General features: G+C 62.7%; 12 protein-coding genes. 8 read left to right on the forward strand and 4 right to left on the reverse strand.

Features of this window, described 5'->3' with window-relative positions:
- Positions 1–244 precede the first annotated feature (244 nt).
- The 7 genes from V7Z56_RS03640 (at position 245) to V7Z56_RS03670 (ending at position 8,238) form a co-directional block, all read left to right on the forward strand.
- The gene (locus V7Z56_RS03640) at positions 245–1,411 is read left to right on the forward strand and encodes an acyl-CoA dehydrogenase family protein (protein ID WP_334127994.1); all 1,167 of its coding nucleotides are present in this window, start codon (positions 245–247) and stop codon (positions 1,409–1,411) included.
- A gap of 27 nt (positions 1,412–1,438) precedes the next feature.
- The gene (locus V7Z56_RS03645) at positions 1,439–2,650 is read left to right on the forward strand and encodes a CaiB/BaiF CoA transferase family protein (protein WP_334127995.1); all 1,212 of its coding nucleotides are present in this window, start codon (positions 1,439–1,441) and stop codon (positions 2,648–2,650) included.
- A gap of 40 nt (positions 2,651–2,690) precedes the next feature.
- Positions 2,691–4,232, forward strand: a complete 1,542-nt coding sequence (locus tag V7Z56_RS03650) for an AMP-binding protein (protein ID WP_334127996.1) — start codon at positions 2,691–2,693, stop codon at positions 4,230–4,232.
- 31 nt (positions 4,233–4,263) lie between these two features.
- Positions 4,264–4,614, forward strand: coding sequence for a hypothetical protein (locus V7Z56_RS03655; RefSeq protein WP_334127997.1), 351 nt, complete (start codon positions 4,264–4,266; stop codon positions 4,612–4,614).
- Between the two features lie 90 nt (positions 4,615–4,704).
- Positions 4,705–6,033: a deoxyguanosinetriphosphate triphosphohydrolase gene (locus V7Z56_RS03660; RefSeq protein WP_334127998.1), complete on the forward strand. Its 1,329-nt coding sequence runs from the start codon at positions 4,705–4,707 to the stop codon at positions 6,031–6,033.
- Positions 6,034–6,119: 86 nt separating this feature from the next.
- The gene (locus V7Z56_RS03665; RefSeq protein ID WP_334127999.1) at positions 6,120–7,232 is read left to right on the forward strand and encodes a DUF2336 domain-containing protein; all 1,113 of its coding nucleotides are present in this window, start codon (positions 6,120–6,122) and stop codon (positions 7,230–7,232) included.
- Between the two features lie 70 nt (positions 7,233–7,302).
- Positions 7,303–8,238 carry an alpha/beta hydrolase gene (locus V7Z56_RS03670; RefSeq protein WP_334128000.1) on the forward strand — a complete coding sequence of 312 codons (936 nt, stop codon included), beginning with the start codon at positions 7,303–7,305 and terminating at the stop codon, positions 8,236–8,238.
- A gap of 61 nt (positions 8,239–8,299) precedes the next feature.
- Here the strand turns inward: V7Z56_RS03670 and V7Z56_RS03675 are convergent, their stop codons facing one another.
- Together V7Z56_RS03675 and V7Z56_RS03680 are read right to left on the reverse strand one after the other, a co-directional pair.
- Positions 8,300–9,322 carry a Fe(3+) ABC transporter substrate-binding protein gene (locus V7Z56_RS03675; protein WP_334128001.1) on the reverse strand — a complete coding sequence of 341 codons (1,023 nt, stop codon included), beginning with the start codon at positions 9,320–9,322 and terminating at the stop codon, positions 8,300–8,302.
- Positions 9,323–9,484: 162 nt separating this feature from the next.
- Positions 9,485–10,813, reverse strand: coding sequence for an aspartate aminotransferase family protein (locus V7Z56_RS03680; RefSeq protein ID WP_334128002.1), 1,329 nt, complete (start codon positions 10,811–10,813; stop codon positions 9,485–9,487).
- Positions 10,814–10,971: 158 nt separating this feature from the next.
- Here V7Z56_RS03680 and V7Z56_RS03685 point away from each other — a divergent pair, with 158 nt between their 5' ends.
- Entirely contained in the window at positions 10,972–11,520 is a 549-nt protein-coding gene (locus V7Z56_RS03685; RefSeq protein ID WP_334128003.1) for a cupin domain-containing protein, read from the forward strand.
- Here V7Z56_RS03685 and V7Z56_RS03690 read toward each other — a convergent pair.
- Both V7Z56_RS03690 and V7Z56_RS03695 read right to left on the reverse strand, forming a co-directional pair.
- Positions 11,517–12,587, reverse strand: coding sequence for a quinone-dependent dihydroorotate dehydrogenase (locus V7Z56_RS03690; protein ID WP_443023754.1), 1,071 nt, complete (start codon positions 12,585–12,587; stop codon positions 11,517–11,519). The two genes, V7Z56_RS03685 and V7Z56_RS03690, sit on opposite strands and share 4 nt — an antisense overlap.
- Before the next feature lie 5 nt (positions 12,588–12,592).
- Positions 12,593–12,931 (reverse strand): DUF952 domain-containing protein, encoded by a 339-nt coding sequence (locus V7Z56_RS03695; RefSeq protein ID WP_334128004.1) that lies wholly within the window; start codon positions 12,929–12,931, stop codon positions 12,593–12,595.
- Positions 12,932–13,026 lie beyond the last annotated feature (95 nt).

Below are 13,026 nucleotides of genomic sequence, written 5' to 3' on the forward strand. Positions count from 1 at the left end.
GATCCCGACGCCCGGCATGGGAACGCCGCGCCGTCACGCTGGGCGATTGATCGCATCGCCCCCGCCCGCGGTCCCGCGCCGACGCCTTCCGCCGCGCCCGGAGCCGTCTCCGTATCGCGCGCATTTCTTTACGGCTTTCCCGTGCTTTGGATTGTCTGGCCCGCGCAAACACGCTAGACTGGCGCGAGCGGGCCCCTGTCCGGCTCCTGAGAATAGCAAAAAAGAATAACAAGGAAGAAAATAAATGGACTTCACGCTGACCGATGAACAGCAGGCCATCATTGAGAATGTCGCGGCGCTCTGCGCCCGTTTTGATGATAATTACTGGCGCGAGAGAGACCGCACGGGCGAATTCCCATTCGATTTTCATGCCGCCATGGCGAAAGCGGGCTGGCTCGGCATCACCATGCCGGAAGAATATGGCGGGGCGGGCCTCGGCCTGACCGAAGCCGCGCTGATGATGCATGAGGTCGCCAAGTCGCCGGGCGGGATGTCGGCCGCCTCGGCGATCCATATCAATATCTTCGGGCCGCACCCGATCGTTGTCTTCGGCACGGACGAGCAGAAGCAGCGCTGGCTGCCGGCCTTTATCAATGGCGAGAAGAAGACCTGCTTTGGCGTCACCGAGCCGAACGCCGGCCTCAACACCACCGCGATCGAAACCCGCGCCGAGAAAACCGCGACCGGCTATCTCGTCAACGGCCGCAAGATCTGGACGACGACCGGCCAGGAAGCGGACAAGATCCTGCTGCTCGCGCGCACCACACCGAAGGACAAATGCCGCAAGCCGACGGACGGCCTCTCGCTCTTCTTCACCGATGTCGACCGCACCAAGATGGATATCCGCGTCATCGAGAAGATGGGCCGCAAGGCCGTCGATTCCAACGAGGTGTTTATCGACAATCTCGAGGTGCCCGAGGAGGACCTGATCGGCGAAGAGGGCAAGGGTTTCTATTACCTCCTGCACAGCCTCAACCCAGAGCGCGTTCTGATCGGCATGGAGGCCATCGGCATTGGCAAGAATGCGCTGGCCCGCGCCGCGCAATATGCGCGCGAGCGTGAAGTGTTCGGCCGGCCGATCGGCATGAACCAGGCGATCCAGCATCCGCTTGCGGAAAACTGGATGGAGCTGGAAGCGGCCTATATGATGGCAATGCGCGGCGCCTTCGCCTATGACTCGGGGCAGGACGCCGGGCTTTACGCCAACTCCGCGAAATATCTTGGCGCCGAAGCCGGGTTCAAGGCCTGCACGCAGGCGGTGATGACCCACGGCGGCATGGGATATGCCAAGGAATTCACCGTCGAGCGCCTGTTGCGCGAAGTCATGATCTGCCGCATCGCGCCGATCAGCCCGCAGCTCATCCTCTGCTATATCGCCGAAAAAGCGCTCGGTATGCCGAAGTCCTACTAAGCGCGCTTTTCCCATAAGGATTGTATCATGAGCAAAGCCAAGAACGGCCCGCTTACAGGCATTCGCATTGCCGATTTGACCTCTGTCCTGCTTGGCCCCTACGCCGCCCAGATTCTCGGCGACATGGGGGCCGATGTGATCAAGGTCGAAGGGCCGGAGGGGGACACCACCCGCGATCTTGGGCCGCGCCGCTCGGAAGGGATGGCGGCCGTTTACCTCACCGCCAACCGCAACAAGCGGGCGCTCGGCATCGATCTGAAGTCTAGGGAAGGCCACGCGGCCTTCCTGAAGCTGCTCGGCACCTGCGATGTGTTCCTGCACAATATGCGCCCCTCGGCCATCAGGCGGCTCGGCCTCACCTATGACGAGGTGTGCAAAGTGCGCCCCGATATCATCTATTGCGGGGCCTATGGCTTCAGCCAGAACGGGCCTTACGCCAACAAGCCCGCCTATGATGATATGATCCAGGGGGTGAGCGGCCTTGCCGCGACGCAATCGGCGGTGATGGGGCGGCCGGGCTATATCCCGACCGTTCTTGCCGACAAGGCGACGGCCCTCAGCGCCGTCTATGCCATCGCCATGGCGCTCTTCCACCGCGAGCGCACCGGCGAGGGGCAGGAGATCGACGTGCCGATGTTCGAGACGATGGTGCATTTCCATCTGCTGGAGCATCTTTACGGCGGCAATTTCGTGCCGCCCATGGGGCCCGTCACCTATCCGCGCGCCATGTCGCCGGACCGCCGCCCTTACGAGACGAAGGACGGCATGATCGGCGTGCTTCCTTACGTCGACAAGCACTGGCGGGCGTTTTTCGAGATGGCGGGCGAGCCGGAGGTTATGCAGGATCCGCGCTTTGCCACTATCGAGGCGCGGCTCGCCAATATCAACGTGGTCTATGCCAAGCTCGCCGAGATCATCAGGACGCGCACCACCGACGAGTGGATGAAGGATCTCGATGCCGCCAACATCCCGGCGGTCAAGATCAACCGGACGGAAGACCTGATGGATGATGAGCATCTCAATGCCATCGGCTACTGGCAGACGATGGATCATCCGACGGAGGGCGCGCTGAAATTCCCGGGCATCCCGGTGCAGTTTTCGGCAACCCCCGGCACGACGCGCCTGCCGGCGCCGCACCACGGCCAACATAACCGCGAGATCATGGCCGAAGCGGGCCTCTCGGCGGCGGAGATTGACGCGCTGATCGCGGCGGGTATTCTTTGCAATAAAGCCGGCTGAAAGACCGGCGGACGTTAGAAAAAGCATAAACGGGGATTCAATGCATATTCGGGACTTTGCCGAGAGATTGCGGGACAAGCCGGCCATCATCATGGCGGGCAGCGGAAAGACGGTGACGTATGGGGAGCTGAACGCGGCATCGAACCGCGGGGCGCAGTATTTCCGCGCCCAGGGCCTTAAAGTCGGCGATCATATCGCGCTGCTGATGGAGAATAATCCGCAGTTCTTCCAGGTCTGCTGGGCGGCGCAGCGGGCGGGGCTTTATTTCACCTGTATCTCCTCGCGCCTGACGGCGGACGAGGCGGCCTATATCATCAATGACTGCGGCGCGCGCATCTTCATCACCTCGAAGGCGAAGGCCGATCTCGCGGCGGAGCTGATCGCGCGGACGCCGAAGCTCGAAGCGCGGCTGATGGTTGACGGGACGATTGACGGCTACGCCTCCTATGAAGACGCCGTCGCCGCCTTCCCGCCGACGCCGATCGCCGATGAATGCGAAGGCAACGACATGCTCTATTCCTCGGGCACGACGGGCCGCCCGAAGGGCATCAAGCCGACCGTCATCGGCAGCCCGATCGGCACCGAGGATACCCTCTACAACACCATGCGAACGCGCTATAACGGCTCGGAGAAGATGGTTTATCTCTCGCCCGCGCCGATCTATCACGCCGCGCCGATGCGCTATAACATGCGCGTTCACCGCATGGGCGGCACCAGCATCATTATGGAGAATTTCGACGCGGAGGAGTATCTGCGCCTCGTCGAGAAATATCGCGTGACGCACTCGCAGCTTGTCCCGACGATGTTCGTGCGGATGCTGAAGCTGCCCGAAGCGGTGCGGCGGAAGTATGATGTGAGCTCGCTCGAAGTCGCGATCCACGCCGCCGCCCCCTGCCCGGAGAAGGTCAAGCGCGAGATGATGGACTGGTGGGGGCCGATCCTGCATGAATATTACGCCGGCACCGAGGGCAACGGCTACACCGCCGCGACGCCCGAAGAATGGCTCGCCCATCCCGGCACCGTCGGGCGCGAGGTGATGGGCGAGGTGCATATCCTCGATGAGGAGGGCAACGAGCTGCCGGCGGGGCAGATCGGCGTCATCTATTTCTCGGGCGGGCGCGAGTTCGCCTATCACAACGACCCGGAGCGGACGGCGGAAAGCTTCAACGAGAAGGGCTGGAGCACGCTCGGCGATGTCGGCTATCTCGATAAGGACCGCTTCCTCTATCTGACCGACCGGCAGACCTATATGATCATCTCCGGCGGCGTGAATATCTATCCGCAGGAGATCGAGGACCTGCTCGTCACCCACCCGAAGGTCTATGACGCGGCGGTGATCGGCGTACCGAACGAGGATTTCGGCGAGGAGGTGAAGGCGGTGGTCCAGCCCATCGACATGCGCCTTGCGGGGCCGGAGCTCGAGAAAGAGTTGATCGACTTCTGCCGCAGCCATATCAGCCATATCAAATGCCCGCGCTCGGTCGATTTCGACCCGGAGCTGCCGCGTCACCCGACGGGCAAGCTCTACAAGCGCCTCCTGAAGGACCGCTACTGGGCCGATCGCGGCTCGCGCCTCGTCTGAGCGGGCTGGCCGGGGCGGAAGGGGAAGAGAGATGCCGGAACAGCATTTTCTGACGCTGCTTAAAGACGCCATCGGCTACAACCAGCTCGAGCGCTATTTCGAGGGCGGGGCGGCGTTGATCGAGCGGGCGGAAAGCCCCGACGACCTCCGCCCCGATCTTGCGGCCATTGCGGCCGACCTCAAGGACCCGGGCGGCCTTAAGCTCTCGCATGCGCAGCGGCGGATGCTGACCGTCCTCGTCGCGCTCTGGGACGGCGGGGCGGCGGATCGCCTGTTCGGCGAAGGGCTCGGCAGCCTGTCGCGGATCATCGGCGCCATGGACCGGGGGAACCGCAAACGGCTCGCCGACATCATCGTGGCCTATCCCGGCTGGGGCGGGTAACCACGCGAAGCCACCGGGGCAGTTGAATTTTCCCGCGGGCAACAGATATTCACAGTATGGTAAACAGTTTTAGCGTAGCCTGATCCCATGATGGATTGGACCCGACTACTTTCAACGCGCCGCTTCGGTCAGGATCATAACGATCCGGTCATCGCCTCGCGCAGCCCGTTCCACAAGGACCAGGACCGTATCGTCTTCTCCTCCGCCTTCCGGCGGTTGCAGGACAAGACGCAGGTCCACACCCTTGCCGAAAGCGATTACGTGCGCACCCGCCTCACCCACTCGATGGAGGTCGCCTCCGTCGGCCGCTCGCTCGGCGCCAATGCCGGGCAGGTCATCATCGACCGCCATCTCAGGGGCAGCGACTACACCCCCGCCGACTTCGGCCATATCGTCTCCGCCGCCTGCCTCGCCCATGATATCGGCAACCCGCCGTTCGGCCATTTCGGCGAAGAGGTGATCCGCCACTGGTTCGCCAGGGGCCGGGACGCGATGTGCCGCGCCGATGGGCTGACGGAGGCGCAGATCCGCGATTTCGAGATGTTCGAGGGCAACGCGCAGGGCTTTCGCGTCCTCACCAAGCTGCAGAACTGGCGCAATTCCGGGGGCCTCCGGCTGACCTACGCGACGCTTGGCGCCTTTACGAAATATCCGCGCACCTCGATCATCGGCGAGCTTGCGCCCGGCGACAGCGGCGCCAAGAAATTCGGCGTCATGCAGTCGGAGATCGAGATGTTCCGCGAGATCGCCGCCGAACTCGGCCTCCTGAAGCGGAGCGAGGATTACTGGTGCCGCCACCCGCTTGCCTATCTCGTCGAGGCGGCGGACGATATCTGCTACACCATCGTCGATATCGAGGATGGCTTCAAGCTCGGCCGGCTCAGCTTCAACGAGGTCGAGGATATCCTGATCCGCATTCTCGGCAGCCCGCCGAAGCGCTATAACGAGGTGGAGGCGCCGTCCGAGCGCATCTCCTATCTGCGGGCGAAATGCATCGGCCGGCTGATCGGCGAGGTTTCGGATATTTTTAAAGATCATGAAGCGGTGATCCTTGCCGGCAATTTCAAGGGCGACCTGCTCGATCACTCGCGGCGCGCCGATATCTTTAAAGAGATCCACACCCTCTGCCAGCGCGAGATCTACCGCCATCCCGAACGGATCCGCGTCGAGCTTTCGGGCGCGGAGATATTGACGACGATCCTCGATGCCTTCTATGAGGCCAATCTCGACCGCGAGACGGCGCACCGCACGGGCAGCGCCCTGCCGCCGCGCTCGGAGGTTCTGATGACCCTCTTCCCCGACGGCGCCGATGCCCCGCGCCCGCGCTATGACTGGCTGCTCGATATCACCGATTTCGTCTCCGGCATGACCGATTCCTTTGCCGTGCGCCAGTTCCGGGAAATTCGCGGCATCGCGTGAGGCCGCGCCCCGCCCGCCCCGCCGCTTACCTTCTATTAACCTATCGGCCGTAGACTGGCGTTTGTTTGTTCGGGTTGATGACGCGGATGCAGGTTGACACTTCATTACACGGCGAGCGGATCGCCGCAATGTTCTCTGCCATGCCGGCGCCCTCGCGGCTGAATGCCGCCCGCACCGCCGCGCAAGGCTTCGCTGCGCAGGAAATGGCCGCCGAGGATCTGGAACTGACCGAGGCGGTTGTCGGCTATTTCGCCGCCGACGAGGATGCCACCGTCCGCCAGACCGTCGCCGAGGCGGTCAAAAGTTGCGAATTTCTCTCAAACGCCATCGCGCTCAAGCTCGCGCTCGATGATGACGAGATCGCCCTCCCCGTTGTTGAACAGTCGCCCGCGCTCCGCGATGAGGATCTCCTTCTCGTCCTTGAGAGCGCGAGCAACGCCAAGCAGACGGCCGTTGCCGGGCGCGCCCATCTCGGCCTCAAGCCGACCGGCTGGATCGCCGAGCATGGCTGCTATCCCGCGATCCGCGTCTGCCTTGAGAATGAGACGGCGATCATCGGCAAGTCGGGTTATCAGCATATCATGGGGCGCTTCGGCGATGTCGATCCGATCCAGCGGCTGCTGGTCGAGCGGCCGTATCTGCCTGCCGAAACGGTCGCCCTGCTGCTCGATTTCATCACCGAGGAGCATCGCGATATCCTGATCGAGCGCAATCCCGTCACGGATACCACCTCGGTCCACAAGATCCTTGCGGCGCGCGAGAAGAGCCTCGCCAAGAGCCTCGAGCGGCGGATGACCGATTATGAGCAGAAGAAGCAGTGCCTTGCCCTTGCCCGCGAGGGGCGGCTCTCGCCGACGCTGATGCTGCGCACGCTCATTCTCGACAATCACTCCTTCTTCGCCGCGGCCCTCTCCCATGCGTCGGGGATTTCGAAAAAGCGCGTGATCTCCCTCACCTTCGAGCGGGGCTATCTCGGCTTCCAGCGGCTTTACGAGCGCGCCGGCCTGCCGCCCTATCTCTATACCGCCTTCCGCACGACGCTTGAGGAATACCGCCGCGCGCGCCAGTATCATCCGCGCGCCGACCGCCAGACATTTTTCCAGCGGATCATCGATCGCATTGCCGCAACTTACGGCTTTGACGAGGAAATGACGCTGGATGAGCTGATGGAAAAACTGCTTCCCAAACGCCTGCATTGATCCTTAAACTACCTCTGCGCGCGCGGAAAGGTTTCGCGCCGCCAGGAAACAGGGAGGATAAGGGAGAGACATGACGTTGGATCCGCAGGCGCAATGGGTGATTGACCTTGCCGAAAAGAGCGGTCAGCCGCCGCTTGACAAGCTGACGCCGGAGGAGGCCAAGAGGGCCTATGAAGATCGCGCCACCAAGCTGACATTCAAGGATGTGCCGATCGGGCGCAGCATCGATCTCGATATTGCGGGGCCAAACGGGGCCATTCCCCTTCGCATCTATCAGCCGACGGGCATGACGGGCGTGCTGCCGACGGTGGTCTATTACCACGGCGGCGGCTGGGTCATCGGCAGCCGCGACACCCATGACAGCCTCTGCCGCCTGATCGCCGAGGGGGGACCGTTCGTCGTCGTCTCCGTCGACTATCGCATGGGGCCGGAGCATCCCTTCCCCGCCGCCGTCGAGGATGCCGTCGCGGCCTATGACTGGACGCAGGCGAATATCAAAGCCTATAGCGGCGATGCGGCGAGGATCGCCGTTGCGGGCGACAGCGCGGGCGGCAATCTCTCGGCGGTGGTCGCCCTGATCGCGCGCGATGAGAAGAAGGCCCCGCCCCGCTTTCAATGGCTGATCTATCCGGCGACGAAAATGGAGATGTCGACGCCCTCGCATCAGAAATATGCAGAAGGCTATTTCCTGACGCGCGACCTGATGGAGTATTTCCAGGGCCATTATCTCAAGAACCCGGCGGATCGGCTGGACTGGCGCGCGTCGCCCCTGCTTGCGACAAGCCTTGCGAACCTGCCGCCCGCGCTTATCCAGACGGCCGGCTTCGACCCGCTGCAGGATGAGGCGATCGACTATGCCGCGCGCATGAACCGCGAGGGCAGCGTCGCGACGCACAGCCACTACGGCGGCATGATCCACGGCTTCATCAATCTCGGCGGGGTGATCGACGCGGCCCGCGACTGCATCGATGAGGGCGTCGCCGCGCTGCGCAGGGCGTTCGCTTAAAACACGGCCCGCAGAAACAAAAAAGGGGCCCGAAGGCCCCTTTTCATTTTCGCCGTTTTGCTTAGCGCCAGCCGGCGCGGTCGAAGATCTTGACGGCTTCGGCCTGCGCATCGGCGACCTTGCCGAGGCTGACCTCATCCATCTTGAACTCGCCCCAGCCGGCAACCGTCTCGTCAAGCTCGACATCGGCCTTTACCGGGAATTCATAGTTGGTGGAGGCGTAGAATTCCTGCGCCTTGTCTTCGGAGAGATATTCGATCAGCCTGATCGCCGCATCCTTGTTCTTTGCCGATTTCGTCACCCCGGCGCCCGAGACATTGACATGCGCGCCGCGCCCGTCCTGGTTCGGCCAGAAGAGCGCGACCTTCTCTGTCACCGCAACCTCTTCGGGGTCTTTCGAATTCTGCAGGCCGCCGTAATAGTAGGTGTTGACGATGGCGATATCGCACTCCCCGGCCGCAACCGCCTTGAGCTGATCCCGATCACCGCCCTGCGGCTTGCGGGCGAGATTGTCCTTGATGCCGTTCGCCCATTTTTCCGCCGCTTCCGCGCCGTCATGCACGATCATGGCCGCGAGCAGCGACTGGTTATAGGCGTTGCTGGAGGAGCGCACGCAGATGCGGTCCTTCCATTTCGGATCGGCGAGATCCTCGTATGTGGAAAGCTCGGACGGATCGACGCGGTCTTTTGCATAGAAGATCACGCGGCTCCGCGCCGACAAGCCGTACCATTCACCGTCCGGATCGCGGAAATGCTCGGGGATGTTTTTATCCAGCACGTCGGACGAGATCGGCTGCAGCACGCCCGCTTCCTTATGCGCGGCGAGGCGGCTGATATCGACGGTGAGGATCGCATCGGCAGGGCTGTTGTCGCCTTCCGCCTTCAGCCGCTCCAGCGTGCCTTCCTTGGCGAACACGACATTGACCTTGATGCCGGTATCTTTCTCGAACTCGTCGAGGATCGGCCGGATCAGGCTCTCCTGACGCGAGGAATAAAGGTTCACTTCGTCGGAGAGAGCGGGCGTCGCCGTCACACTCACCGCGAATGCCGCCGCCAGAAACGCCGCGGAATGTATCAAGCGCATGAAATCTCCTTCTATGGAATAATCCCTGGAAAAGGAGTCATAAACCGATCTCCCTGCATATGCAAGTCATTATCATTACGAATTTGATAATGAAAAGAGCGCGGGCGCAAGCCGCCGGGAGAGGCTTCCCTTCCGGCGGAAAGCGAGATCAGAACGGCAGGATCAGTCGAGTTCTTTCAGCACGCCTGCGAGCAGGCCGAACATCTCGTCGATATGCTGCTTCTCGACGATGAGCGGCGGCGAGAGCGCGATGATATCGCCGGTCGTGCGGATGAGCAGCCCCTTCTCGAAGCATTTGAGGAAAGCCTCGAACGCGCGCGCCGTCGGCTTGCCGGGCCGGGATTCCAGCTCGATCGCCCCGATAAGGCCGAGGTTGCGAAGATCGACCACATGCGGCAGGCCTTTCAGCGAATGCACGGCGTCTTCCCAATAGGCGGAAATCTCTCCGGCGCGCTCAAAGAGCTTGTCTTCCTTGTAGCAGTCGAGCGTTGCAAGCCCCGCTGCGACGGCGACCGGATGGCCCGAATAGGTGTAGCCGTGGAACAGCTCGATCATATTGTCCGGGCCGGTCATGAAGGCGTCATAGATCTCGCTGCTGCAAACAACGGCGCCCATCGGCATGGTGCCGCTGGTCAGCCCCTTCGCAAGAGTGACGAGATCGGGCTTCACGCCGAAGAAATCGGTCGCAAAGGGCGAGCCGAGCCGCCCGAATCCGGTGATGACCTCATCGAAAATCAGCAGGATGCCGTGCTTGTCGCAGATGGCGCGAAGGCGCTCGAGATAGCCCTTCGGCGGCAGCAGCACGCCGGTCGAGCCGGCGACAGGCTCGACGATCACCGCGGCGATGGTCGAGGCGTCATGCAGCGTCACCAGCCGCTCCAGCTCATCGGCAAGCTCCGCCCCATGCTCGGGCTGGCCGCGGGTGAAGGAATTTTTCTCCGGCAGATGGGTGTGCGGCAGGTGATCGACGCCCGTCAGCATGGTGCCGAAGGTGCGCCGGTTGGCGACGATGCCGCCGACCGAAATGCCGCCGAAACCGACGCCGTGATAGCCCCGCTCCCGGCCGATCAGGCGGGTGCGCGTCCCCTCGCCGCGGGCGCGGTGATAGGCGAGCGCGATTTTAAGCGCGGTATCGACCGACTCGGAGCCGGAGTTGGTGAAGAAGATATGATCGAGCCCGGCCGGGAACATGCCGGTGACCCGCGCCGCCAGCTCGAACACTTTCGGGTGCCCCATCTGGAAGGAGGGGGCGTAATCAAGCTCGGCGATCTGTTTTGAGACCGCCTCGACGATGCGCCGGTCCGAATGGCCGGTGTTGCAGCACCAGAGGCCAGCCGTGCCATCGAGAATCGGCTTGCCATGCGCGTCCGTGTAATACATGCCCTTCGCGCTGACCAGCATCCGCGGGTTGGCCTTGAACTGGCGGTTGGCCGTGAACGGCATCCAGTAGGCATCGAGATTGTTCGGCGAAGAAGCGGCGGTTCCTGACATGTCTGTCCTCCCAGAAGGTGCGTTTCAGACAGCCTAGCTGTATGGATAATTTACACAAGCGCAAAATTAATCGCGAGATTTCTGCCCTTTCTATTTGGTGGCGCTGATTTTTATGTTTAGAATAATGAACAGGCATCCGAATCATAAGGAAGGCAGCGATGGAATTCGATCTCGGCGCGCGCCTGCGCAGCCTGCGCGAGCAGCATGGCCTGTCGCAGCGCGAGCTTGCCAAACGCGCGGGCGTCACCAACGGCACCATCTCGATGATCGAGCAGAACCGGACGAGCCCGGCGGTCGGCTCGCTCAAAAAAGTACTCGACGGCTTTCCCATCGGCCTTGCGGAGTTTTTCGCAAGCGACTTCCCCGCGCCGCACAAGATTTTCTATGAGCAGGGCGAGCTGACCCGCCTCGCGGAGGGGAAAATTTCCTATCGCCAGGTCGGGCGGGATCTCACGGGCAAGGCGCTGCAGGTGCTGCATGAGGTTTATCAGCCGGGGGCCGACACCGGGCGCAGCATGCTCTCGCATCAGGGCGAAGAGGCGGGCGTCGTGATAAAAGGCCGCCTGGAGGTCACCGTCGGGACCGAGCGCAAGGTGCTGAAAGCCGGCGATGCCTATTATTTCGAAAGCCACCGCCCGCACCGCTTCCGCGCTATCGGCGAGGAAGAGGTGGTGGTGGTGAGCGCCTGCACGCCGCCGAGCTTTTAAGCGAGCGGCGTATCGACGCCGACGGCGTCACGAACGCTATTAAAGCCGTCGGCGCGAAGCCGTTTGGCGAGGCCCCTCGCAATCTCCTCGGCGAGATAGGGGCCTTTATAGACCATGGCGCTATAAAGCTGGATGAGCGAGGCGCCGGCGCGGATCCGCGCATAGGCGTCCGCCGCATTCTGAATGCCGCCCGCGCCGATCAGCGGGATCTCGCCCTTTGTCGCAACGTAAAGCTCTTTCAGCGTTTGCAGCGCAATCGGCTTCAGCGGCTGGCCGCTGAGACCGCCCGCCTCCCCCTTCGCGGCGCTGCGGAGCGAGGTCGGCCGGGTGATGGTGGTGTTGCCGCAGATCAGCGCATCGATGCCCAGTTCGCGCACCACGGCGGCAATATCGGCGATATCCGCCTGGGTGAGATCGGGTGCGACTTTGAGGAAGATCGGAAAGGGCGCCGTGCCCGCCGCGATCATCGCGCGGCGCGTCTCCGTCAGCCGGCCGAGCAGCTCTTCCAGCTCCGCCCGCCCCTGCAGCGCGCGAAGGCCGGGCGTATTGGGCGAGGAGATATTGACGGTGACGTAACTCGCGAGCGGGGCAAGCCGTCGCATCCCCGTCACATAATCGGCGATGCGATCGGGGCTCTCCTTGTTCGCGCCGAGGTTGGCACCGACGATGATACCTTGCGGGCGGGCGGCGAAATTTGCGGCGGCAACCTCCAGCCCCTTGCTGTTGAAGCCGAGCCGGTTGATGACGCCCGCATCCTCGACAAGGCGAAAGACGCGGGGCTTTGGATTGCCGGCTTGCGGCCTTGGCGTGATGCTGCCCGCTTCAAGAAAGCCAAAGCCCAGCCCTTTGAGGCCGGCCAGCGCCTCGCCGTTTTTGTCATAGCCCGCGGCGAGGCCGACCGGGTTCGGGAAATGCAGGCCGAAAAGATCAACGCCAAGGATCGGATCGGGCGCATTGCCAACGGCAGGAAGCAGGCCATTCTTCAGCGCCTGGAGGGAGATGCCATGCGCCTTTTCCGCATCAACACAGAACAGAAGCGGCCGGGCGATCCGGTAAAGTGTCATCACCAAGTCTAAAGCTCCGGGAAAATATGTCGGTTGTCCGGGCCGAGCGGCAGCGGCGTCACGGACTGGACAAGCGCGGGGTCAAGCGCGCCGTAAAGATGCGGGAAAAGGATGCCGCCGCGCGCCGGCTCCCACTTCAGCGCCGCCCCGAGCCGCTCCGCCTCGATCGCGATCAGCAGCAGGTTTGGTGCGCCCGCGCGGTGCTTCGCCGCGCTCTCGACAACCGTTTCGGCGGTTGAAAAATGAATGAAACCATCGGCGATATCATTGGCTGTCCCGGGGTAGCTGCCGCGCTCCACCGCCCGCTCCCAGTCAGATCGCTCCGCCATATGATAGATAATCGTCATGTCCCTGCCCGGTAATTCTGCTGCCGCATACCTACAGGATCGCACCGCTTTTGAGAAGAAGAATCCCGCCCTGTGATGGCGCGCACGCCTGCCGG

This window comes from Sneathiella sp., assembly GCF_036844445.1.
GTDB lineage: Bacteria > Pseudomonadota > Alphaproteobacteria > Sneathiellales > Sneathiellaceae > Sneathiella.